The following is a 23,128-nucleotide window of genomic DNA, read 5'->3' as shown; positions in this document are numbered from 1 at the left end:
TAAATCATTAAAAGAAATGGCAAATTTAGATTTAAGCAAGTACGGTATCCAAGACGTGAAGGAAATTATCCACAACCCGTCTTACGATGTACTGTTCGCAGAAGAAACCAAACCAGGTTTGGAAGGTTTTGAAAAAGGTCAGGTAACTGAACTGGGTGCTGTAAATGTAATGACAGGTATCTATACCGGTCGTTCTCCTAAAGATAAATTCTTCGTAATGAATGAAGCCAGCAAGGATTCTGTATGGTGGACTTCTGAAGAATACAAAAACGACAACAAACCTTGCTCTGAAGAAGCTTGGGCTGACTTGAAAGCTAAAGCTGTTAAGCAGCTGAGCGGCAAGCGTCTGTTTGTTGTTGATACCTTCTGTGGTGCCAACCCCGCTACTCGTATGAAAGTACGTTTCATCATGGAAGTGGCATGGCAGGCTCACTTCGTAACTAACATGTTCATCCGCCCGACTGCTGAAGAACTGGCTAACTACGGAGAACCCGATTTCGTATCATTCAACGCTTCTAAGGCAAAAGTTGACAACTACAAGGAACTGGGTCTGAACTCTGAAACAGCTACTGTATTCAACTTGAAGACCAACGAACAGGTTATCTTGAACACTTGGTACGGCGGTGAAATGAAGAAGGGTATGTTCTCTATCATGAACTACAAGAACCCGTTGCGTGGTATCGCTTCTATGCACTGCTCTGCCAACACTAACATGGAAGGTACTGACTCTGCTATCTTCTTCGGTCTGTCCGGTACTGGTAAGACTACCTTGTCAACTGACCCGAAACGTCTGTTGATCGGTGACGATGAACACGGATGGGATGACGAAGGTGTATTCAACTACGAAGGTGGTTGCTATGCTAAGGTTATCAACCTGGATAAAGAAAGCGAACCCGATATCTACGCTGCCATCAAGCGTGACGCTCTGTTGGAGAACGTTACAGTTGCTGCTGACGGCAAGATTGACTTCGCTGACAAGAGCGTAACAGAAAACACTCGTGTTTCTTATCCTATCTACCACATCAATAACATTGTTAAACCGGTTTCTAAGGGTCCTCACGCTCACCAGGTAATTTTCTTGTCTGCCGACGCATTCGGTGTATTACCTCCGGTATCTATCCTGAACCCTGAACAAGCTCAGTACTACTTCTTGTCTGGCTTTACTGCTAAGTTGGCTGGTACAGAACGTGGTATCACTGAACCGACTCCGACATTCTCTGCTTGCTTCGGTGCTGCTTTCTTGAGCTTGCATCCTACTAAATATGCAGAAGAATTGGTTAAGAAGATGAACAAGGTTGGTGCTAAGGCATACTTGGTTAACACTGGTTGGAACGGTAGCGGCAAACGTATCTCCATCAAAGATACTCGTGGTATCATCGACGCTATCCTCGACGGTTCTATCGACAAGGCTCCGACGAAGGTTATTCCTTTCTTCGACTTCGTGGTTCCTACTGAATTGCCTAACGTAGATCCGAAGATTCTTGATCCTCGCGATACTTACGAATGCGCTTGCCAATGGGAAGAAAAAGCAAAAGACCTGGCTGGCCGCTTCATCAAGAACTTCGCTAAGTTCACTGGCAACGAAGCTGGTAAGGCTTTGGTTGCTGCTGGTCCGAAGCTCTAATCTGACAATAAAGTTAGAAACATATGAAAAAAGGCATCTCCTCCGGGAGATGCCTTTTTCCTTTTTTAACATCTCTATCTCATTGATAATCCGAAAGTTTTAGTAGTTTTGCAGAAACCATTATTCAAATAAAGCAATATAAAAAGTATCAGATTGATGTTGGCAGGCGCAAGTTTGTTACTGCTCTGCAGTTGCGGTGCCCAGGTCCAGAAAGAGACCCAAGCTGCCAATGCAAATGAAAGTAAAGAGAATGCGGTAATTGAAACCATCATGTCACGCCGCAGCATCCGCCAGTACAAACCGCAAGCCGTGAATCGCGACACCATGCAGATTATCCTGGATTGCGGTATCAATGCACCCAACGGACAGAACAAGCAATCGTGGGAAGTACGTGTAGTGGATAACCCAGATTTCATCAACGGCATCACGGAAATCTACAAGAAGGAAAATCCCAAAGCCACCGAAGACCCGAAATTCAAGAACATGTTCCGCAACGCTTCTACAGTGGTATTTATTGCCAATGACCCGTCTTATGACCTTTCACAGATTGACTGTGGACTGTTGGGTGAGAATATGATTCTATCAGCCTGGTCCATGGGAATCGGTTCTTGCTGCTTGGGTGGTCCCACGCGCTTCATGACCTCTACTCCGGCTGCTGCCGAATACCTGAAGAAACTGGATATTCCGGAAGGCTATCAGCTACTTTACTGTATCGCTTTCGGCTATCCGGACGAAACGCCCGCTGCCAAACCCCGTAATGCGGTAAAGGTAAAATTCATCGATTGACTTTCGTTTGAATGACGACAATAAAAAGGAGTGCCTCACCTTTCGGCGGGGCACTCCTTTCATATATAACAACTAAAACTCTTCTGTTTATCAGTTCTTGTTTGCGCGTTTACGCTCAAGCTCATCGAGGATAACCTTACGCATACGCATTGATTTAGGAGTAACTTCCACGTATTCATCCTCCTTGATGTATTCCAGCGCCTCCTCAAGAGAGAACTGTACGGGAGGTATCAGACGTGCCTTGTCATCCGAACCACTGGCACGCATATTGGTAAGCTTCTTGGACTTCGTTACATTAATCACCAAGTCGTTGTCATGGGAATGCTCACCCACTACCTGGCCTGCATAAACCTCTTCCTGCGGGAAAATGAAGAATTTGCCGCGGTCCTGCAACTTGTCAATGGCATAGGCAAAAGCCGTACCGGACTCCATGGCAATCATAGAACCGTTGGTACGCCGTTCAATTTCACCCTTATACGGCTGGTATTCCTTAAAACGGTGTGCCATGATAGCCTCGCCGGCAGAAGCGGTCAGCACGTTGGTACGCAGACCGATGATACCGCGTGACGGCATGTCGAACTCAAGGTTTACACGTTCGCCGGCACTTTCCATCTTCACCATTTCACCTTTACGACGGGTCACCATATCAATCATCTTGCTGGCATATTCTTCGGGAACATTGATGGTTAGCTCTTCGATAGGTTCGCATTTCACGCCGTCAATCTCCTTGAAGATTACCTGCGGTTGCCCTACCTGCAACTCATACCCTTCACGACGCATGGTCTCAATCAGTACGGAAAGATGAAGCACGCCACGGCCGGAAACAATCCACTTGCCGTCTTCCTCGCTCTTGCGCACGCGAAGTGCAAGATTCTTATCCAACTCCTTCATCAAACGGTCGTGGATGTGGCGGGAAGTAACAAACTTACCTTCCTTACCGAAGAACGGAGAGTCATTAATGGTGAAGAGCATACTCATCGTAGGTTCATCAATGGCAATAGGCGGCAATGCTTCCGGATTTTCGTAATCGCAGACCGTATCTCCGATTTCGAATCCTTCGATACCTACCAATGCACAGATGTCACCGGAAGACACTTCCTGCACCTTTACACGGCCCATACCTTCGAATGTATGCAATTCCTTGATTTTTGATTTCACGATACTCCCGTCACGCTTTGCCAAAGACACATTCATGCCTTCTTTCAATATGCCACGGTGTACGCGGCCCACAGCAATACGCCCGGTATACGAAGAATAATCCAGCGAAGTAACCAGCATTTGCGGTGTACCTTCCAACTGTTCGGGGGCAGGAATATTCTCCAAGATACAGTCCAGAAGCGGATAAATGTTATCAGTCGGCTGCTGCCAGTCGGTACTCATCCAATTATTCTTGGCAGAACCGTAGATAACGGGGAAATCCAGCTGGTCCTCGGTTGCATTCAGGCTGAACATCAAGTCGAACACCATCTCGTACACTTCTTCGGGACGGCAATTTGGCTTATCCACCTTATTCACAACAACGATAGGTTTCAGACCAATCTGCAGAGCTTTCTGCAATACAAACCGTGTCTGCGGCATAGGACCTTCGAAAGCATCCACAAGCAGAATGCATCCATCCGCCATATTCAATACACGTTCCACTTCACCTCCGAAGTCACTGTGTCCCGGAGTATCAATAATGTTAATCTTGGTGTCTTTGTAGTTGATAGAAACGTTCTTTGAGAGAATCGTTATACCTCGTTCACGCTCCAGGTCATTGTTATCCAACATTAATTCACCTGTGCTCTGGTTGCTGCGGAAAAGGTTTCCGGCCAAAAGCATCTTGTCAACGAGCGTCGTTTTCCCATGGTCCACATGGGCAATAATTGCAATGTTTCTAATCTTTTGCATATAATACCTATTATTTTCAGGCGACAAAGTTAGTGATTTTGGATTAGATATGCAGTATAGATATGATTTTTTTGCTGAATATCATTGTGATATAAAAGTTTATCCCTATCTTTGCAGCCCCGAAAGGGAATATTTATAATAACTTTTAATTAAACATTATGTATTTAGACGCTGCTAAAAAGCAAGAAATCTTCGGCAAATACGGAAAGTCTAACACTGATACTGGCTCAGCTGAGGCTCAGATAGCTTTGTTTTCCTACCGTATTGCTCGTCTGACTGAGCACCTTAAGCTCAACAGAAAGGATTATAGTACAGAAAGAGCTTTGACTATGTTGGTAGGTAAACGCCGTGCGTTGCTGACTTATCTGAAGGACCGCGACATCACCAGATATCGTGCTATCGTCAAAGAACTCGGCTTGCGTAAGTAATCTACTTGCGGCAAAACCATCAAAAAAGGAAGTTTTCCAAAAGGAAACTTCCTTTTTTGTTTATAATCCGATTTATACCTAATTTTGTATCCATGAAAAGAAAAGTATCAGCAGCAAATCTTTCGATAGCAATCACTTTTCTATTGATACTGCTATCATTCGGCTTCGGTTATCGCAGCTATTCACAGGCAGAACAACGTGTGGTCTCTGACTTGAACCAGGCACTGCAACGCACGGTATTGCAGCACAAGAGATTATGGTTGAATGCAGATACCATCCAAACCTATGCCAAGTTGCAAGAAGTGATGGGTACTCCCGTTTCCGTAAGCGGTTTCCACAGAGCCTTTACCGAAGCATTGTCCATCACCGGATTGAAAGATGTTTCTACCCTTTCGCTACATATACTGAAAAAGAATGCTCCCGCCACCGTATTCAATGAGATTCCTGCCGGATGTCTTGCCAGCGACACATTGGTATGGCTCTCCACCACAGCCGATGCATCTGGGCTGACACTTTCTTTCCGGGGATATGCCCGCTGCTCAGCTGCCATGCTGTTCAGCTTATCCAAGCAGACAATTCCGGCAACATTGCTATTGGCAGCCTTGCTGTGGGGAGGATTCACTTTCTTCTATTTCCACCGGCACACAAAGACTAATGCCAGTAACGGGCAGCAACAAGAAAACTTCATTACCTTCGGCAACCTTTCGCTTTCCCTCCAGGAAGCCTGCTTCTATAACGAACAGCAGGAAAAGCTAAAACTCACCCCCATGCAGTACACACTGATGGAGATGTTCTACCTTTCTTCCTCACACCTACTTTTCAAATCCGACATCTGCCAATCGCTATGGCCGGGAAAAGACAATGCAGACGAAACGCTTTACACATTGATACGGCGTCTGAAGCCCATTGTCGAGGACAACAGCAACCTCAGAATAACAACAGATCGTGGCCGCGCCTACGGACTGGAAATAAAAACCTAAACATTATAGAATCATGAAGACTAACAAACTTATCCTATTAGGGCTAATCTGCCTGACTGTCGCAATGCCGACAACCGCCCAAAACCGTAACGAAAAGAAAGAGCGCACTGAACGTGCTGTAAAAGAAGCTATTGCTGCTAAACAATACAAAATCAACGTAGATCGGATGCAACCGATGAGAGGCGGTAGCCGTAACTTGACCACCAACTACACACTGGAAATCAGAAACGACTCCGTTTTCTCTTACCTGCCTTACTTTGGAGTGGCCTACAATGCCCCGTATGGAGGAGGCAAGAGCCTGAATTTCAATGCATCCATCACCGGATACACAACCAGAGCACTCAAAAAAGGCAAAATCCAAATAGACTTCAAGACCCGTAGTGATGAAGACAATTATGAGTACCGCCTCACCATCTTTCCCGATGGTTCTACCAGTATCCATGTGCAACCCATGAACAAACAGTCCATCTCGTTCACCGGAGAGATGGATACAGAAAAGTAATCATCTTCCCCCTTTAAAAGGACAAAAGAAGGCATTGTCAGTCTATTGTCAGGCAAATGTCAGACAACTATCCGCTTTTTGTTTCTTCCATCCCGGCAGAAAGCGGATACCTTCGTGTCCCGAAATCAAACAACAACCGGAACATGAAACAGATAATATGTATTCTTGCCCTGCTCCTAATGAGCGTCACGACAACAAAAGCACAAACCAGCCCGGCAACACCCTCCATCCGAGGTAAAATTCTCACAGAGGAAAAGCAACCAATAGAGTTTGCCAACATCGCCCTCCTTTCCGAAGATTCCACCTTCATACAAGGAACGTGCAGCCGAAGCGACGGTAGTTTTGAACTTCTCCCTCCCGCTCCCGGAAACTATCTACTACAAGTTTCTTCCATCGGTTACAAAGCCCTTTGCCAGCCTTGCCCCACCGGGAGTACCCACAACTGGATATTGCAAACCGATGCCGTGCTACTTGCGGAAACCGTCATCACCGCCGCCCGCCCCGTTTTCCGACTAAAGGGCGGAAAGTTGGAGACAAGCGTACGGCAAACCCTACTAGCATCCTTGAATGATGCCAACGACGTATTGAAACATATCCCCGGACTGCGCTCCTCTGATGAGGGGTATACCGTTTTTGGCAAAGGGACACCGGTCATCTATATAGATAACCGCCTTCTGCAAGACAACTCCGAACTGCAACGCCTCTCTGCCGCCGATATTGAAAAAGTGGAGCTCATCACCAACCCGGGTGCAGAATACGATGCTACCGTTAAAGCCGTTGTGCGCATACGCACCGTACGTAACAAAAGAGACTGTTTTGGCGGTAATTTCCGTGCAGGAATCACCCAACGGAGACGCAGCAACCATTACGGACAAGTCGATCTGAATTATCAGAAGAAAGGACTATCCCTACTGGGCATGCTATACATCAATTATGAAAACAGAAAACGCCACCAGGAGGTTCGCTACCAGATACCGTCCGAAATACAATGGGATGTAAATAACCAGGTTCACTTGTATAATAAGGGACTGCTTGCCGGAGGAAAAGCAAGCGCCAGTTACGACTTCACCCCCCAACACAGCCTCGGTGCCTCCTATGAGTTTCATCGTACCCCCGATTATCACAGCAGTGACCATTCGGCATATACCGTCCGGGCAAATGAAGAACTGGCCGATCACACCATACATTCCTCCCAAAACCTGCAGCAAACTAGCCGACACCAGCTGAATGCCTACTATCAGGGCAGCATAAAGCAACTCCACATAAACTTCACCACCGACCTGGTGTACGGCAAAAGCTATGATCACCAGGAGGCTCAAGAAGAAAGCCAGACCGAAGGCAATCGCGACATCAGCTCTTTCAACCACGCCGACAACCGCCTTTATGCCGCCAAGTTGATTCTGACCCATCCCCTTTGGAAAGGTGAACTGAAGACCGGTGCCGATTACACCTTCATCCGGCGGAATGACAATTTCCTGAACCGGCAGCATATACTTCCCGATACAGACAGTCGAATCGACGAAAGCAAGTCTGCCGTCTTTGCCGAATACTCACTGACATTAGGAAAAATCAGCCTTCTTGCAGGACTGCGCTTCGAGCATGCCGTCTCCGACTATTGGGAGCAGGAAAAGTACGTGTCCGGTCAAAGTCGTACTTACAATGACTGGTGCCCCAACCTATCGGTAGACTTTCCTCTCGGCAAAGCCCAAGCCAATCTCAGCTATACAGCCAAAAGCAACCGCCCCAGCTTCTTCCAGCTACGTAGCACACTGAGTTATAACAACCGTTTCATCTACGAAGGCGGAAACCCGCTGCTTACCCCCGAAACCAACCACGACCTGCAGTTCACGGTCCTTTACAAGTGGATGCAATTCGGACTCAACTACCAATACCGCCGCAATGCCATTGCCTTCATGACCAAAGAATACGAGGACAATCCGGATGTTGTCATCTTCACTACCGGAAATTTCAAACGGATGCAGTATCTCACCGCCTCTGCCCATCTGTCACCCACCGTCGGCATCTGGAAACCGGAGCTCGGCATCTACTTCGCCCAACCGTTCTTCAAAGTCACCAATCAAGGCAGTAGCAAGAATATGAATCGCGGCAGCATTTACCTCTTTCTGCAAAACAGTCTCCAGCTTCCGGACGGGTGGATTCTCTCCCTTGATGCCGACTACCAGAGCGAAGGCAACTTCGGCGCCATGCTGCAACGTTCCTATTGGGGCATAGACGCTGGCATCCGCAAAACATTCTTCAACAAAAGGCTGACGCTCGGACTGCAAGCCAATGACCTGTGGAATTCCCGGTATGGCTCCTTCATGCTGTTCGGTCCCCGGCTGACCTATACGAAAAAGGCAAACCCGGACTCGCGCAGCTTCTCCCTGAACCTAAGCTATCGTTTCAATGCAGCAGGCAAAGCGTACAAAGGAAAGCACGTATCGGAACAAGACTTGAAGCGGCTATAAACAGAACTTTGGGGAAGAAAGAGAAACAGAACAGAAGAATATTATACAAATAAGCCGACCACCGGAGATATTTCAGCAATATTTTCCCTCAGAATGTTGCATCAAGTAAAAGTTTCTCTTATTTTTGCGGTTTAAGAACTATAAATTATAACTTTTCGACCCCAAAATACTATCATTATGGATACCAGCAAAATTGTAGGAGAAAAAATAAAATCACTCCGTGAAAGCCAATCCATCAGTATGGAAGAACTGGCACAGCGTTCGGGACTTGCTATCGAACAGATTGAACGTATAGAAAACAACATTGACCTCCCGTCACTGGCTCCCCTCATCAAGATAGCGCGTGTACTGGGTGTACGTTTGGGGACTTTTCTTGACGACCAAGATGAGAACGGTCCCGTAGTCTGCCGTAAGGACGAGTCGCAGAACAGCATCAGTTTCTCCAACAATGCCATCCACAGCCGCAAGCATATGGAGTATCATTCACTCTCCAAATCCAAAGCCGACCGCCACATGGAGCCGTTTATCATTGATGTGGCCGCTACGGACGACAGTGACTTTGTACTCTCCTCACACGAAGGCGAAGAATTCATCATGGTGATGGAAGGGACCATGGAAATCAGTTACGGCAAAAACACCTACCTGCTCGAAGAAGGTGACAGCATCTATTACGATTCCATCGTTCCGCACCACGTACACGCCTATGAAGGGCAGGCAGCCAAGATACTTGCAGTAGTTTATACACCTATTTAAATTAATGGAAAGGTGAAAATGGAAAATGATAAATACTTTCTATTTTCACCTTTCCACTTTCAACTTCCACATCATGTTATACGAACGCACCCTCGGCCAATGGTTGGAACATTGGGCCGAAACAACACCAGACAAAGAATATATCGTTTACTCCGACCGCAACCTGCGTTTCACCTGGAGCCAGTTCAACCGCCGGGTGGACGACATGGCCAAAGGGCTTATCGCCATCGGCGTGGAACGAGGAACACACGTAGGTATCTGGGCAGCTAACGTACCCGACTGGCTGACTCTATTATACGCTTGCGCCAAGATAGGTGCCGTCTACGTAACGGTAAACACCAACTACAAACAGTCCGAGCTGGAATATCTCTGCCAGAACTCCGACATGCATACCCTCTGCATCGTCAATGGCGAAAAGGACAGTGACTTTGTGCAGATGACCTATACCATGCTTCCGGAACTGAAGACCTGCCAACGCGGACACTTGAAAAGCGAACGTTTCCCTTATATGAAAAATGTCATCTACGTGGGGCAGGAGAAGCACCGGGGCATGTACAACACGGCCGAAATACTTCTCTTGGGCAACAATATAGAAGACAGCCGCCTGAATGAGCTCAAAAGTCAGGTCACTTGCCACGATGTAGTGAACATGCAATACACCTCCGGCACTACGGGATTCCCGAAAGGCGTCATGCTTACCCACTACAACATTGCCAACAACGGTTTCCTTACCGGTGAGCACATGAAGTTTACTGCCGACGACAAGCTCTGCGTCTGCGTACCATTGTTCCACTGCTTTGGCGTGGTACTTGCCACCATGAACTGCCTGACACACGGCTGTACGGAAGTAATGGTGGAACGCTTCAACCCGTTGGTAGTGCTCGCCTCTATCCACAAGGAGCGCTGCACGGCACTTTACGGCGTACCCACCATGTTCATTGCCGAACTGAACCATCCGATGTTCGACATGTTCGACATGTCCAGCCTCCGTACGGGTATCATGGCAGGTTCCCTCTGCCCGGTAGAGCTGATGAAGCAGGTGGAAGAGAAAATGTACATGAAGGTAACCAGCGTTTACGGGCTGACCGAAGCTGCTCCCGGAATGACCGCCACCCGGATAGACGACCCGTTCGATGTACGTTGCAATACCGTAGGACACGACTTTGAACATACGGAAGTAAAGGTTATCGACCCCGAAACCGGAGAAGAGTGTCCCGTAGGCGTACAAGGTGAAATGTGCAACCGCGGATACAACACCATGAAGGGTTACTACAAAAACCCGGAAGCCACAGCCGAAGTCATTGATGAGAACGGCTTCCTGCACTCGGGAGACCTTGGAATAAAGGACGAGGACGGCAATTACCGCATCACAGGACGCATCAAGGACATGATTATCCGCGGTGGTGAAAATATCTATCCCCGCGAGATAGAAGAGTTCCTCTATCAACTGGAAGGCGTAAAAGACGTGCAGGTAGCCGGTATTCCCTCTAAGAAATACGGTGAAGCCGTAGGCGCTTTCATCATCCTGCACGAAGGAGTGGATATGCACGAATCGGATGTACGAGACTTCTGCATCGGCAAAATATCCCGCTACAAGATACCCAAGTATATCTTCTTCATCAAAGAATTCCCCATGACGGGAAGTGGCAAGATACAGAAATTCAAGCTGAAAGACCTGGGATTACAGCTTTGCAAGGAGCAGGGGATTGAGATTGTGTGATAATAAAGGATAAGAGATAAGGGGTTAGCGATTAGGGATTATTTGGGGCCGCATAGACTTTAATATAGGCATAAACCCATCCTTAATCCCTAATCGCTAACCCCCTTATTTTTCTTCTTTTTCCGGATACTTCATATTCTCCTCTTTCATCTGTTCCAAGACCTCATGCAGGTATTTGGCAGACTCCCATTTAGCCATCGGAAGGTCGTGGAGCAGGTAGTTGCCGCAATCTTGCGGAGCGGCACCGGGGACTTCACCTTCATATTCGGCAACAAAGCGGAAGGTGTCCTGCATCAGCGCCAGTATGTCCTGCGGCTTCAAGTCACCTTTCATCAGCAGATAATTACCGGTGAGGCAGCCCATGGGGCCCCAATAGATAATCTTGTCCTGCCACTGCGGGTCATTACGCAGGTAGGTGGCGGCAAGATGTTCGATAGTATGCAGAGCACCTTGTCCCAAGGCAGGCTCACGGTTGGGCTCTTTCATACGGATGTCGAAAGTAGTGACTGTTTCTCCGTTCACTTCATCCTGGCGGGATACGTAAATACCGCGCAACAAGCGGATGTGGTCAATTGTAAAACTGGGAATCTTCTTCATGAGTTATGAGTTATAAGTTATGAGTTATAAATTGCTGGGAAGGGTGGAGAGGAAGGTCCATATCGTGAGGAACGAACGCTCTGCCATGGTTCCCCAGAAATCGGCATACTGCGAAGCATGGTCCTCTACTCCGGGTGTGTCGCTGATGATGCGGAAGCTGAGAAAAGGAACATTGTACAGATAGCAAGTCTGCGCAATGGCGGCAGACTCCATATCAACGGCAAGACCGTCGGGGAAACGTTGCTTGATGGTATCCAGCTCCGTACGGTTGGTGATGAACTGGTCGCCGGTACAGACAAGTCCGCTGTGGATGCGGCTTTCCATTCCGGCTTCGTTCAGAGACAAGGCATGTTTCAACAGAGAGGAACATCCCTCGTAAGAGGCGGGAAAACCTTGCACTTGTCCGTACTCGTTACCGTCGCCGCACCAGACGTCGTGATACACCAGACATTGGCTTGCCACTACATCCGTCACCTTCAGGCAAGCATCAATGCCGCCCGCCACACCGGTGCTGACGATGCAGTCCGGAGAAAAGCGCCGTATCAGTTCCGTAGCTCCTACCGCTGCACTCACCTTACCGATGCCACATTGCGTCAAGATTACATGGTTACCGCCCAATGTACCTTCCACATAGCGGAAACTACCATCGCCCGACGTATTCTTATCCTGCAAGCGCTCCACCAACCGGCGGTGTTCGCTGTCCATTGCACTGATTATCCCTATTGTCATATCTATAATAATTTAAGCTTGCATATTACCATTAAAGCACTTTAATCTTTTTTTGGAAAGGCAAAGGTACAACATTCTGCCGATAACGTGACAATAACAATCTGCATTTATGTATCTTTGCCACAAAAGCGAAGATAGGCTGCACCTCAACAAAACTTTTTCACGCAAGCATGAAAGTTCTGTATTCGGTTTGCACTATCTTTGCCCCACAATTGATTAATTGATAACTCATAACTTATAACTCATGAAGAAGCTTCTTCCCGACCTTATTGCCATCTTGGCATTCGTCCTCCTTTCCTTCGCCTACTTCTTCCCGGCGGATATAGAAAACCGTATTCTCTTTCAGCACGACACGGCTGCAGGAGCAGGGGCAGGACAAGAAGTCAAGGAGTATTACGAACAGACGGGCGAACGCAGCCGTTGGACAAACTCGCTGTTCGGCGGTATGCCCATGTATCAGATAGCCCCTTCGTATGACTCCACCAAGTCACTGCAGTGGGTACAGAAAGCCTACCAACTCTTCCTGCCCGACTATGTGTGCCTCACATTCATGCTGATGCTCGGCTTCTACATCCTGCTGCGCGTCTTCGGCATACCGGTCTGGCTGGCCGGACTGGGCGGTATCATGTGGGCATTTTCGTCCTATTTCTTCATCCTGATATCCGCCGGACACATCTGGAAGTTCATCACCCTTGCCTACGTGCCGCCCACCATAGCAGGCATTGTGCTCGCCTATCGTGGGAAACTGCTGTGGGGAGGCATCCTCACCGCCTTGTTCGTGGCCCTGCAAATCACCTCGAACCACGTGCAGATGTCCTATTACTTCTTCTTCGTCATCCTTTTCTTTGTGGGAGCCTACTTCGAGAAAGCATGGCGTACCAAGACATTGCCCCAGTTCTTCAAGGCAAGTGCCGTACTGATTGTGGCAGCCCTCGTCGGCATAGCCGCCAACGTATCCAACCTCTATCACACCTATGCTTACAGCAAAGAAACCATGCGCGGCAAGAGCGAACTGGTGCAGACCGGCGACGCTGCCAAGCAGACCAGTAGCGGGCTGGACCGCGACTACATCACCCAGTGGAGCTACGGCATCGACGAAACACTGACTCTGCTGGTGCCCAACTTCAAAGGCGGAGCATCTGCCGCCCTCAGCCAGAGTGAAACAGCCATGAGCAAGGCAAACCCGATGTACAGCAGTCTGTACGGCTCACTGACACAATATTTCGGTACCCAGCCCATGACGTCGGGTCCCGTCTACGTCGGAGCATTCGTCTTGTTTCTGTTCGTACTGGGATGCTTCATCGTGAAAGGACCGTTGAAGTGGGCATTGATAGGAGCCACCTTCTTCTCCATCGTCTTGTCCTGGGGCAAGAACTTCATGCCGCTGACGGATTTCTTCATCGATTACGTCCCGTTGTACAACAAGTTCCGCGCCGTGTCCTCCATCCTTGTCATAGCAGAGTTCACGATACCTTTGCTGGCTATCTTTGCCCTGAAACGCCTGCTCGAAGAGCCGGAAATCTTAAAACAGGAAAAGAAGCCCCTCGGCATCAGCCTGCTGCTCACTGCAGGCATCGCCCTGCTGCTTGCCGTTGCCCCGGGCAGCATCGGCTCCGGCTACGTGCCCGCCCAAGAGGCACAGATGCTGCAGAATGCCGTCAACCAGCAGATGATACCCGCCAACGAGCTCTCCGGCATCCTTGCCAACTTGGGAGAGATGCGTGCCGAACTCGTCAGCAGCGACGCCCTGCGTAGCTTCATCATCATAGGCATCGGCTGCAGCCTGCTCTGGCTCTATGCAAGCGGCAAGCTGCGCAGCTCGCTGACCATTGCAGGTATCACCATACTCTGCCTGGCAGATATGTGGGGGGTCAACAAGCGCTATCTGAATGATGCCCAGTTCGTGCCCCACTCCATCCGTACGGAAACCTTCACCAAGACGAATACAGACGAGCTGATACTGCAAGATACCAGCTTGGACTATCGTGTATTGAACTTTGCCACCAGCACCTTCGATGACAACAATACCTCCTACTGGCACAAAAGCGTCGGCGGTTATCACCCGGCCAAGCTGCGCCGCTACCAGGAAATGATAGAGCATCACATCTCTCCCGAAATGCAGGCGGCCTACAAGGCCATTGCCACCGCCGGAGGTGAGATGGACAGCGTGGATGCCAATAAGTTCCGCGTACTGAACATGCTGAACACCAAATACTTCATCTTCCCTGCAGGACAGCACAGACAAACCGTTCCCATCCTCAACCCGCACGCCTACGGCAATGCATGGTTTGTAAACAAGGTGCAGTATGTGAACAACGCCAACGAAGAGATTGACGCCCTGGACAGCATCATACCTACGGAGACAGCTGTAGTGGATGCCCGCTTCAAGGATGTACTGAAAGGTGCCACGGAAAGTTATAAAGACAGCCTCTCCAGCATCCGCCTGACAAGTTACGCACCTAACCGCCTGACGTACGAAACGAACAATGCCCAAGACGGTATTGCCGTATTCTCCGAAATCTATTATCCGGACGGCTGGCACGTAACCATCGACGGACAGCCTGCCGAACTGGCACGCGCCGACTATATCCTGCGCACAATGTATGTTCCTGCCGGACAGCACACCATCGAAATGCGCTTTGACCCCACCAGCCTGCACGTGACGGAAGGCATCGCCTACGGAGCACTGGCACTGCTGGTGATAGGTATCATCGTGGCAGTGCTGACAGCTAAAAGGAAGTATGTAAAGGCATAAAAAAATATCATATCATTCCCCCATAAGCACTCGACGCATTCCGTATCAGGGTATGAATAGCGGAATGCGTCGAGTGCTTATGTCCGTTCCGTTATCCCCTCATGTTTGTTCTGTCATTCCCTTATGTCTGTTCTGTCAACCCCTATATATTGATGAAAAACCACGGCTGTGAAGCATATTCTTCACAGCTGTGGCACGTCTTCTTCACGACTGTGGAAAAGGCGTACCACAGCCGTGCGCACATGATAAACCCAAAGGCTTCTCAAGACAAACCACCGTGCAAAACACAACAGAAGCCTATGCAAGAGACAAGAAAGCCCGGTCAGATGCGCAAAAAAACCGTTTCTACCCTCCCGGGTAAAAACGGCTCAAGTCAATAATACATGAAAAAACGCTATTTAGAGAGAGTCTCTTCTATAACGGAATGGTTCTCTTCCTTCTTCACTCATCATCAGCAGTTCTCCGAACTGACATCAAAGTTAGGGAAGCATAACAAGAACAACAAATAGAATCTACGAAAAGGCATATCTCATCGACAGAACGGAAAAGAATGAACCCTACAATAGGGAAAAGAATGAAAAAAAAGCTATAAACAGTCGGCAGAACGATATATTTCAGTAACTTTGCTAACGTGAAAACAGGCTGCACCCCAGCATAAAAAAATGAACAGTATGGAAACTACCAGACAAAATAAAATAGCCCGTCTCCTGCAGAAGGAACTGAGTGATATCTTCTTGTTGCAAACCAAGTCCATGCCCGGCATACTGATTTCCGTCAGTGCCGTACGCATCAGCCCCGACATGAGCGTGGCACGCGCTTATCTCAGTATATTCCCCTCGGAGAAAAGCGAAGAAATCGTCAAGAACATCAACGGAAACATGAAGTCCATACGCTTTGAACTGGGTACCCGCGTACGCCACCAACTACGCATTATCCCCGAACTGAAGTTCTTCGTAGACGACTCACTGGACTATCTGGAACGAATTGATGAACTGCTGAAATAATGTCCCTTCCCTTCTTTATAGCCCGCCGCTACCTCTTCTCCAAGAAGAAACACAATGCCATTAATATCATCTCCGGTATTTCGGTGTGTGGGGTGGCATTGGCTACGTTGGCGTTGGTATGCACCTTGTCCGTGTTCAACGGTTTTCAGGACATGGTGGCAGGCTTTTTCACAGCCTTCGACCCGGAACTGAAAATCACCGTCCGCGAAGGTAAGGTTTTCGACCCGCACGAAGCGTGCATCCGGCAAGTACACGCCCTGTCCGAGATTGACGTGTGGACGGAAACACTGGAAGAGAATGCCATGGTGCAGTACAAGGACCGCCAGGCAATGGCCGTCATCAAGGGAGTGGAGGACAATTTCGAACAGCTTACATCCATCGACAGCTTGCTCTATGGGACGGGAAAGTTCCTACTGAGCGACTCGGTGGTGGACTATGGTTTTCTGGGTGTGGAACTTATATCCGAGTTGGGCACCGGCATTCAGTTCGTGGACCCGTTGCAGGTCTATGCCCCCAAACGGAACGTACGGGTAAACATAGCCAACCCCACTGCGGCTTTCAACCGGGAGTATCTCTTCTCGCCCGGCGCCATCTTTGCCGTCAACCAGCAAAAATACGATTCACGCTACATACTGACGTCACTCGACTTTGCCCGCCGTCTGTTCAATTATGACACGGAAGTTTCTGCCATTGAGATGAAACTGAAACCCGGTTCCAACATCGGCTCCGTACAAAAGAAAATAGCAGGCATTCTCGGCGACCGGTTCATTGTACAGAACCGCTACGAGCAGCAGGCCGATGTTTTCCGCATCATGGAAATAGAGAAACTCATCTCTTATCTCTTCCTCACCTTCATTCTGGGTATCGCATGCTTCAATGTCATCGGTTCGCTGTCCATGCTGATACTGGACAAACGGGAGGACGTGGAGACACTGCGCAACCTGGGTGCCGATGACCGGCTCATAGCGCGCATCTTCTTGTTCGAAGGCAGGATGATTTCTGTGTTCGGCGCCCTCTCCGGCATCGTTTTAGGATTGTTGCTGTGCTTTCTGCAGCAACGTTTCGGGTTGATTTCATTGGGGGGAGGAAACGGAAGTTTTGTAGTAGACGCTTATCCGGTAAGTGTACATGCCACGGATATTATTCTGGTATTCGTAACGGTCATCACTGTAGGCTTCTTGTCCGTATGGTATCCGGTGAGATACCTCAGCAAGCGGCTGCTGAGAAAAAGATAGAAAAACAGTTACTTCTTACGGATAATCGTCAATCCGTCACGCAGGGGGAGAATGACTTTCTCCACACGCGCATCCCGCGCCACCAAATCATTGAAGGCTTTGATACTGATTGTCTGCAGGTCTGTGCGATGGGGTTGTTCTTCCAGCACATGGCCATCCCACAAGGTATTGTCGGCAATGATATATCCACCGCCGGAAAGGCGGGCGAGCACCATTTCATAATACTCTATGTATTTACGCTTATCTCCGTCAATAAAGGCAAGGTCAAAAGTGAGGTCCAGTTGCGGTACCCGCTCCAAGGCATCGCCAATGTAGAACCTGATTTTATCCGCGTAATCGGAATTCTCCAGCCACGGACGGGTGAAGTCCTCCTGCTCGTCGTTGATTTCAAACGTATGCAGCATCCCGCCCTCCGGCAGTCCTTCTGCTATGCAAAGTGCGGAATATCCACTATAAGTCCCTATCTCCAGCACCTGCCGGGGACGAATCATCCGGACAAACATCTTGAGCATACGCCCCTGCAAATGTCCGGAAGCCATGCGGGGATATAGCAACTTGACATGCGTGTCGCGATAGAGCGCTTTCAGGTAATCGCCCTCATCATCAATGTGCTGCAAAATGTATTCGTCAATCGTCACTTTGTTAATGGATTATAGGTTAGGGATAAGGGATTAGGGGTTAGGGATTAGGGGTTAGTTCTGCGCACAATTATTAATTAATCATTAACCGCTAATCCCTTATCCTTAATCCCTTATCCTACAAGTATCTGTTACTGTTGGGCAACACACTATCTTCAGCATGCTTCAAGGCATCTTCTACGACATTGATTTCAAGGAAAGAGGTCTGTGTGCCTTCCTTACCGCTACTCAGGTAGCCCACCATGTCCGTAGGACATAAACGGCCTTCCTTCAACAAGCGGCGCAAGGCTGCAAAGTAATATTCCTGCCCGTTGGCAAGTTCGGGCATATAGATAGCTTCCACACCGTAGGAAAGGGCAAGGTGCCGCATGGTCTTTTCCTTGTAGCAGATGGCCAACACCGGATATTTGCCACGGAAAGCGGCAAGGTTACGGGCAGTACGGCCGCTGTAACTGTCGGTGATGATTGCACGGATTTTCAGTTTGGTGGTAGCCTTTACCGCTTGTTTGGCCAGGAACGCAGTCACGTCGTTGCTGTTCTCGTCCAGCGGAATACGGATATCGTTGTCAGACAGCTTGTCTTTCTCCGCTTGGGCGGCAATCTTGGTCATCGTCTTCACTGCTTCTACCGGATACTTTCCATAGGCGGTTTCACCGCTCAACATCAAGGCATCCGTACGATAATAGATGGCATTAGCAATGTCCGTTACCTCCGCACGGGTGGGACGCGGATTGGAAATCATGGTATGAAGCATCTGTGTGGCAACAATCACCGGCTTCTTGGCAAGAATACACTTGCGGATGAGCACACGCTGGATGCCCGGAATACGTTCCTGCGGAACTTCAATACCGAGGTCACCGCGAGCTATCATCACACCGTCGGCTACTTCCAGGATTTCATCGATATTATCAACACCTTCCTGGTTCTCAATCTTTGCCACAATGCGGATATCGCTGTTATGAGCGTCAAGAATCGCCTTGATGTCGAGTATATCCTGCTTATTGCGCACAAAGGAGTGGGCAATAAAGTCTATGTTCTTCTCAATGGCATAAAGGATATTGGTGCGGTCCTTCTCCGTCAGAGAAGGCAGATTGATGCGGACGCCGGGAACGTTGACGCTCTTGCGGCTGCCCAGAGTAGCCTCATTCTGTACTTCGCAGAGCAGATAGTCGGGGGTCTTCTCTACAACGACCAACTCTAAGTCACCGTCATCAATAAGGATATGGCCGTCCACATTCAAGTCTTTGACGAAATGGGGATAGGATACCGAGATACATTCACGGGTAGTCTCCTGCTCCGGGTTGCCTACCACCTTCACGCGGTCGCCCGCCTTGAAAGGAATGGGCTCAGCCAGAACCGTCGTACGGACCTCCGGTCCTTTCGTATCCATAAGGATAGCGATGCGGTTGGAAACCGAACGCACATTATTAATCAACTTCTCGGCACCTTCACGGCCAAGATGTGCAGTATTCATACGTACAACATTCATACCTGCATCGAACAACTGCTTTATAAAATCAACATCACAGCGCTGGTCAGAAATCGTTGCGACAATCTTCGTTTGCTTCAATAACATAATCTATATACCTATTTTATTTAATAATCTTTTAATGCCTCCATGGCCAGACGGTAGGAGTTCAGCCCGAAACCGAGAATGACACCCTTGCAAGCGCAGGAAATCATGGACACATGACGAAAAGCCTCGCGGGCATGTACATTAGAGATATGCACCTCAATCACTGGAGAAGTGACCGAACGGATAGCATCTTGCAGAGCGATGGACGTGTGAGTGTAAGCACCCGCATTCAAAATGATGCCGTCCACATCAAAACCCACCTGCTGAATCTTGTCTATCAGCTCTCCCTCAATGTTGGACTGGAAATAGTCAATCTGTACATCCGCATATTTCTTACGGAGTTCGGCAAGGTAGTCTTCAAAAGTAACGCTACCGTAAATGGAAGGTTCACGTTTGCCCAAGAGATTTATATTGGGGCCATTAATAATCTGTATCCTCATAACACAATTTTTTATACCTTTGCGGTGCAAAGATAGTGCAAACCGAAAGCAGATGCAAATTTATTTGCAATTTGCTGAAATGCAGTCTATTTTCGCGAAGCAAAGGTAGAAAAAAGAAATGAAATCAGAAGAAAAATCCACAAATAAGGAGAAACAAACGCTGATAATCAGAAAGTACCACCAGTATCTGAAACTGGAAAAAGCACTCTCACCCAATACAGTGGATGCTTACCAAACAGACTTACAGAAGCTGCTGCACTTTCTGGAAGGAGAGGGTATCGCTATCCTTGACACTACCCTGGATGACTTGCAGCATTTTGCCTCCGGACTGCACGACATCGGCATCCATCCCCGCTCGCAGGCACGCATCTTGTCGGGCATCAAGTCATTTTTCCATTTCCTAGTCATAGCCGACTACCTGGAAGGAGACCCCAGCGAACTGTTGGAGGGTCCCAAAATCGGATTCAAGCTTCCAGAAGTATTGACGGTGGAAGAGATAGACCGCATCATCTCCGCCATTGACCTAGGCACAAACGAGGGGCAACGCAACCGGGCCATCCTCGAGACTCTATACAGTTGCGGCCTACGGGTATCGGAACTGTGCAACCTGAAAATCTCCGACTTGTATTTCGACGAAGGCTTCATCAAGGTAGAAGGTAAGGGCAGCAAACAACGCCTTGTACCTATATCGTCCCGTGCCATCAAAGAAATAAGGAACTGGTTCGTAGACCGTAATGGAGGCTGGAAAATCAAGAAAGACTTCGAGGACTATGTATTTCTGGCACGCTGGGGCAAAAACATCTCGCGCATCATGGTATTCCATCTTATCAAAGAACTGGCAGAGAAGGCCGACATCACCAAAAACATCAGCCCACACACCTTCCGCCACTCCTTTGCCACTCACCTGCTTGAAGGAGGCGCCAACCTACGCGCCATACAAAGTATGCTGGGGCACGAATCCATTGCTACAACAGAAATTTACACACACATCGACCGGAACAGATTGCGCAGTGAAATCATAGAACACCATCCCCGCAATATAAAGTATCGCAAAGAACGGGAAATTCATTAAATTATGATAAAATTACTGCGAGGGTTAACAAACTGTAATAGGATTTAATATCTTTGCGTTGTTATGTTCATGCCCAAACAGCACACTAACATGGAATAGACAAATTTCAATTACAAACAATTAATTTATACCTAAAATGACTAAGAAATTGTATCTGCCGTTTTTAATGGCAATGGTTGTTGCATTAATGACATCATGCAGCAAAAAAATGGGTGAATTGTCATCTGATTATTTCACCGTAACTCCTCAAGTTCTGGAGGCTGTAGGTGGTAAAGTTCCCGCTACAATCAACGGAAAATTCCCCGAAAAGTACTTCAACAAGAAGGCTGTGGTAGAAGTGACTCCAGTATTGAAATGGAACGGTGGCGAAGCTAAGGGTCAATCTGCCGTATTCCAAGGCGAAAAAGTGGAAGGTAACGACCAGACTATCTCTTACAAGATGGGCGGCAGCTACACGATGAAAACATCTTTCGACTATGTACCGGAAATGGCAAAATCCGAACTGTATCTGGAATTCAAGGCTACAATCGGTAAAAAGACTGTCACCATCCCTGCTGTAAAAGTAGCTGACGGTGTAATTTCCACTTCTGAGATGCTGGAACAAACATTGGGTAGCGCTAACCCCGCCAACGGTGACGACGCTTTCCAACGTATCATCAAAGAAAAGCATGACGCCAACATCATGTTCTTGATCCAACAAGCCAACGTACGCGCCAGCGAATTAAAGACTGCCAAAGAATTCGGCAAAGAAGTGAAGAACATAAACGAAGCTGCCAACAAGAAGATCAGCAACATCGAAATCTCCGCATACGCTTCTCCTGATGGTGGTGTAGACTTGAATACTACATTGGCTGAAAACCGTCAGGACAACACAGCTAAGATCATCAACAAAGATTTGAAGAAAGCCAAAATCGATGCAGCAGTAGACACCAAGTATACAGCTCAAGACTGGGAAGGTTTCCAGGAACTGGTATCCAAATCAAACATCCAAGACAAAGAATTGATTCTTCGCGTTCTTTCCATGTATCAGGATCCTGAACAAAGAGAACAAGAAATCAAAAACATCTCTTCTGTTTATAAGACTTTGGCCGACGAAATCCTGCCGCAATTGCGTCGTTCACGCCTGACTTTGAACTACGAAATCATCGGTAAGTCTGACGAAGAAATCGCAAGCCTCGCCGACAGCGATGCCAAGCAGTTGAACATCGAAGAATTGCTGTATGCCACTACCTTGACTAAAGATGCTACCAAACAAGAAGCCATCTTCACAAAAGCTACTCAAATCTACCCGAACGATTTCCGTGCTTACAACAACTTAGGTAAACTGGCTTATCAGGCTGGTGATCTTGACAAGGCTGAAAGCTACTTCAAGAAAGCTCTCTCTATCAAGGATGCTCCTGAAGTCAACATGAATCTTGGTCTGATTGCTTTGACCAAGGGTGACAAGACCGCAGCAGAAGGCTACCTGAGCAAGGCTTCCGGTTCTAAGGAGCTGAACGAGGCATTGGGTAATCTGTATGTTGCTCAAGGTCAGTACGACAAGGCTGTTAACTCATTCGGCGATACAAAAACCAACAGTGCAGCTTTGGCACAAATCCTGGCTAAGGACTACAACAAAGCAAAGAGCACATTGGCCGCTATCGAAAAGCCGGACGCTTACACTGACTACCTGATGGCTGTACTTGGCGCAAGAACCAACAATACATCTATGGTAACCAGCAGTCTGAAAAATGCCATTGCAAAAGAACCGGCTTTGGCAAAGAAAGCTGCTTCTGACCTGGAATTCGCCAAATACTTCACTAACACTGACTTTATGAATATCATCAAATAATAAAGGTTAGACTGAAAAGAACGTGCCCGGCATAGAAATATGTCGGGCATTTCTTTTTATTCACACCAAAAAGAAGTATTTTCGCGACGAAGTATCAGAA

Annotated in this window: 19 protein-coding genes; 13 read left to right on the top strand and 6 right to left on the bottom strand. The window is 48.1% G+C overall.

Annotated features, from left to right (window positions below):
* Window positions 1-16: 16 nt before the first annotated feature.
* Both pckA and DWY57_RS06015 read left to right on the top strand, forming a co-directional pair.
* Complete coding sequence (gene pckA / locus DWY57_RS06020; RefSeq protein ID WP_008662559.1) at window positions 17-1,624, top strand: phosphoenolpyruvate carboxykinase (ATP); 1,608 nt, start codon at window positions 17-19, stop codon at window positions 1,622-1,624.
* 138 nt (window positions 1,625-1,762) lie between these two features.
* A complete protein-coding gene (locus DWY57_RS06015) occupies window positions 1,763-2,410 on the top strand; it encodes a nitroreductase (RefSeq protein ID WP_119961468.1) in 648 nt (215 codons plus the stop codon).
* A gap of 90 nt (window positions 2,411-2,500) precedes the next feature.
* Here DWY57_RS06015 and typA read toward each other — a convergent pair whose 3' ends face one another.
* The gene (typA, locus tag DWY57_RS06010; RefSeq protein ID WP_005830735.1) at window positions 2,501-4,300 is read right to left on the bottom strand and encodes a translational GTPase TypA; all 1,800 of its coding nucleotides are present in this window, start codon (window positions 4,298-4,300) and stop codon (window positions 2,501-2,503) included.
* 158 nt (window positions 4,301-4,458) lie between these two features.
* Here typA and rpsO point away from each other — a divergent pair, with 158 nt between their 5' ends.
* The 6 genes from rpsO to DWY57_RS05980 all read left to right on the top strand — a co-directional run bounded on the left by rpsO (window position 4,459) and on the right by DWY57_RS05980 (window position 11,151).
* Entirely contained in the window at window positions 4,459-4,728 is a 270-nt protein-coding gene (rpsO, locus tag DWY57_RS06005; RefSeq protein WP_005830737.1) for a 30S ribosomal protein S15, read from the top strand.
* A gap of 92 nt (window positions 4,729-4,820) precedes the next feature.
* Window positions 4,821-5,708 carry a helix-turn-helix domain-containing protein gene (locus DWY57_RS06000; protein ID WP_119961467.1) on the top strand — a complete coding sequence of 296 codons (888 nt, stop codon included), beginning with the start codon at window positions 4,821-4,823 and terminating at the stop codon, window positions 5,706-5,708.
* A 13-nt stretch (window positions 5,709-5,721) separates the two neighbouring features.
* Window positions 5,722-6,210, top strand: coding sequence for a DUF4251 domain-containing protein (locus DWY57_RS05995; protein WP_005830743.1), 489 nt, complete (start codon window positions 5,722-5,724; stop codon window positions 6,208-6,210).
* 143 nt (window positions 6,211-6,353) lie between these two features.
* Entirely contained in the window at window positions 6,354-8,678 is a 2,325-nt protein-coding gene (locus DWY57_RS05990; RefSeq protein ID WP_119961496.1) for an outer membrane beta-barrel family protein, read from the top strand.
* A gap of 177 nt (window positions 8,679-8,855) precedes the next feature.
* Window positions 8,856-9,431, top strand: a complete 576-nt coding sequence (locus tag DWY57_RS05985; RefSeq protein ID WP_005830747.1) for an XRE family transcriptional regulator — start codon at window positions 8,856-8,858, stop codon at window positions 9,429-9,431.
* 73 nt (window positions 9,432-9,504) lie between these two features.
* Window positions 9,505-11,151, top strand: a complete 1,647-nt coding sequence (locus DWY57_RS05980) for an AMP-binding protein (RefSeq protein WP_008662551.1) — start codon at window positions 9,505-9,507, stop codon at window positions 11,149-11,151.
* A 105-nt stretch (window positions 11,152-11,256) separates the two neighbouring features.
* On the opposite strand, the gene DWY57_RS05975 is transcribed toward DWY57_RS05980, so the two are convergent.
* Window positions 11,257-11,748 carry an S-ribosylhomocysteine lyase gene (locus DWY57_RS05975; protein ID WP_008662549.1) on the bottom strand — a complete coding sequence of 164 codons (492 nt, stop codon included), beginning with the start codon at window positions 11,746-11,748 and terminating at the stop codon, window positions 11,257-11,259.
* A 24-nt stretch (window positions 11,749-11,772) separates the two neighbouring features.
* A complete protein-coding gene (locus tag DWY57_RS05970) occupies window positions 11,773-12,477 on the bottom strand; it encodes a 5'-methylthioadenosine/adenosylhomocysteine nucleosidase (protein ID WP_119961466.1) in 705 nt (234 codons plus the stop codon).
* A gap of 244 nt (window positions 12,478-12,721) precedes the next feature.
* On the opposite strand from DWY57_RS05970, the gene DWY57_RS05965 reads away from it, so the two are divergent.
* The 3 genes from DWY57_RS05965 to DWY57_RS05955 all read left to right on the top strand — a co-directional run bounded on the left by DWY57_RS05965 (window position 12,722) and on the right by DWY57_RS05955 (window position 17,471).
* Complete coding sequence (locus tag DWY57_RS05965) at window positions 12,722-15,232, top strand: YfhO family protein (RefSeq protein WP_119961465.1); 2,511 nt, start codon at window positions 12,722-12,724, stop codon at window positions 15,230-15,232.
* 671 nt (window positions 15,233-15,903) lie between these two features.
* Window positions 15,904-16,236: a 30S ribosome-binding factor RbfA gene (gene rbfA, locus DWY57_RS05960; protein WP_005834378.1), complete on the top strand. Its 333-nt coding sequence runs from the start codon at window positions 15,904-15,906 to the stop codon at window positions 16,234-16,236.
* Complete coding sequence (locus DWY57_RS05955; RefSeq protein ID WP_117601397.1) at window positions 16,236-17,471, top strand: FtsX-like permease family protein; 1,236 nt, start codon at window positions 16,236-16,238, stop codon at window positions 17,469-17,471. Before rbfA ends, DWY57_RS05955 begins: the two co-directional genes overlap by 1 nt.
* Before the next feature lie 8 nt (window positions 17,472-17,479).
* On the opposite strand, the gene DWY57_RS05950 is transcribed toward DWY57_RS05955, so the two are convergent.
* The 3 genes from DWY57_RS05950 to aroQ all read right to left on the bottom strand — a co-directional run bounded on the left by DWY57_RS05950 (window position 17,480) and on the right by aroQ (window position 20,125).
* Entirely contained in the window at window positions 17,480-18,109 is a 630-nt protein-coding gene (locus DWY57_RS05950; RefSeq protein WP_005830764.1) for a class I SAM-dependent methyltransferase, read from the bottom strand.
* Window positions 18,110-18,227: 118 nt separating this feature from the next.
* Window positions 18,228-19,685, bottom strand: coding sequence for a pyruvate kinase (pyk, locus tag DWY57_RS05945; protein ID WP_005834375.1), 1,458 nt, complete (start codon window positions 19,683-19,685; stop codon window positions 18,228-18,230).
* Window positions 19,686-19,705: 20 nt separating this feature from the next.
* Entirely contained in the window at window positions 19,706-20,125 is a 420-nt protein-coding gene (gene aroQ, locus DWY57_RS05940; protein WP_005834372.1) for a type II 3-dehydroquinate dehydratase, read from the bottom strand.
* 118 nt (window positions 20,126-20,243) lie between these two features.
* On the opposite strand from aroQ, the gene xerD reads away from it, so the two are divergent.
* Window positions 20,244-21,197, top strand: coding sequence for a site-specific tyrosine recombinase XerD (gene xerD, locus DWY57_RS05935; protein ID WP_117601398.1), 954 nt, complete (start codon window positions 20,244-20,246; stop codon window positions 21,195-21,197).
* Window positions 21,198-21,333: 136 nt separating this feature from the next.
* Window positions 21,334-23,028 carry a tetratricopeptide repeat protein gene (locus DWY57_RS05930; RefSeq protein WP_117601399.1) on the top strand — a complete coding sequence of 565 codons (1,695 nt, stop codon included), beginning with the start codon at window positions 21,334-21,336 and terminating at the stop codon, window positions 23,026-23,028.
* Window positions 23,029-23,128 lie beyond the last annotated feature (100 nt).

The sequence above is a fragment of the Bacteroides sp. AF25-5LB genome (genome assembly GCF_003602965.1).
GTDB classification, from domain to species: domain Bacteria; phylum Bacteroidota; class Bacteroidia; order Bacteroidales; family Bacteroidaceae; genus Bacteroides; species Bacteroides uniformis.
The sequence above is the reverse complement of the archived record's forward strand: the minus strand, read 5'-3'. Positions and strand labels throughout refer to the sequence as shown.

Bases quoted from the DNA above. Each gene is read 5' to 3' on its own strand.
- xerD (WP_117601398.1), top strand. From the start codon at position 20,244: ATGAAATCAGAAGAAAAATCCACAAATAAGGAGAAACAAACGCTGATA.
- DWY57_RS05955 (WP_117601397.1), top strand. From the start codon at position 16,236: ATGTCCCTTCCCTTCTTTATAGCCCGCCGCTACCTCTTCTCCAAGAAG.
- DWY57_RS06000 (WP_119961467.1), top strand. From the start codon at position 4,821: ATGAAAAGAAAAGTATCAGCAGCAAATCTTTCGATAGCAATCACTTTT.
- pckA (WP_008662559.1), top strand. From the start codon at position 17: ATGGCAAATTTAGATTTAAGCAAGTACGGTATCCAAGACGTGAAGGAA.
- DWY57_RS05985 (WP_005830747.1), top strand. From the start codon at position 8,856: ATGGATACCAGCAAAATTGTAGGAGAAAAAATAAAATCACTCCGTGAA.
- pyk (WP_005834375.1), bottom strand. From the start codon at position 19,685: ATGTTATTGAAGCAAACGAAGATTGTCGCAACGATTTCTGACCAGCGC.
- DWY57_RS05965 (WP_119961465.1), top strand. From the start codon at position 12,722: ATGAAGAAGCTTCTTCCCGACCTTATTGCCATCTTGGCATTCGTCCTC.
- DWY57_RS05995 (WP_005830743.1), top strand. From the start codon at position 5,722: ATGAAGACTAACAAACTTATCCTATTAGGGCTAATCTGCCTGACTGTC.
- rbfA (WP_005834378.1), top strand. From the start codon at position 15,904: ATGGAAACTACCAGACAAAATAAAATAGCCCGTCTCCTGCAGAAGGAA.
- aroQ (WP_005834372.1), bottom strand. From the start codon at position 20,125: ATGAGGATACAGATTATTAATGGCCCCAATATAAATCTCTTGGGCAAA.
- DWY57_RS05930 (WP_117601399.1), top strand. From the start codon at position 21,334: ATGACTAAGAAATTGTATCTGCCGTTTTTAATGGCAATGGTTGTTGCA.
- DWY57_RS05975 (WP_008662549.1), bottom strand. From the start codon at position 11,748: ATGAAGAAGATTCCCAGTTTTACAATTGACCACATCCGCTTGTTGCGC.
- DWY57_RS05980 (WP_008662551.1), top strand. From the start codon at position 9,505: ATGTTATACGAACGCACCCTCGGCCAATGGTTGGAACATTGGGCCGAA.
- DWY57_RS05990 (WP_119961496.1), top strand. From the start codon at position 6,354: ATGAAACAGATAATATGTATTCTTGCCCTGCTCCTAATGAGCGTCACG.
- DWY57_RS05970 (WP_119961466.1), bottom strand. From the start codon at position 12,477: ATGACAATAGGGATAATCAGTGCAATGGACAGCGAACACCGCCGGTTG.
- typA (WP_005830735.1), bottom strand. From the start codon at position 4,300: ATGCAAAAGATTAGAAACATTGCAATTATTGCCCATGTGGACCATGGG.
- rpsO (WP_005830737.1), top strand. From the start codon at position 4,459: ATGTATTTAGACGCTGCTAAAAAGCAAGAAATCTTCGGCAAATACGGA.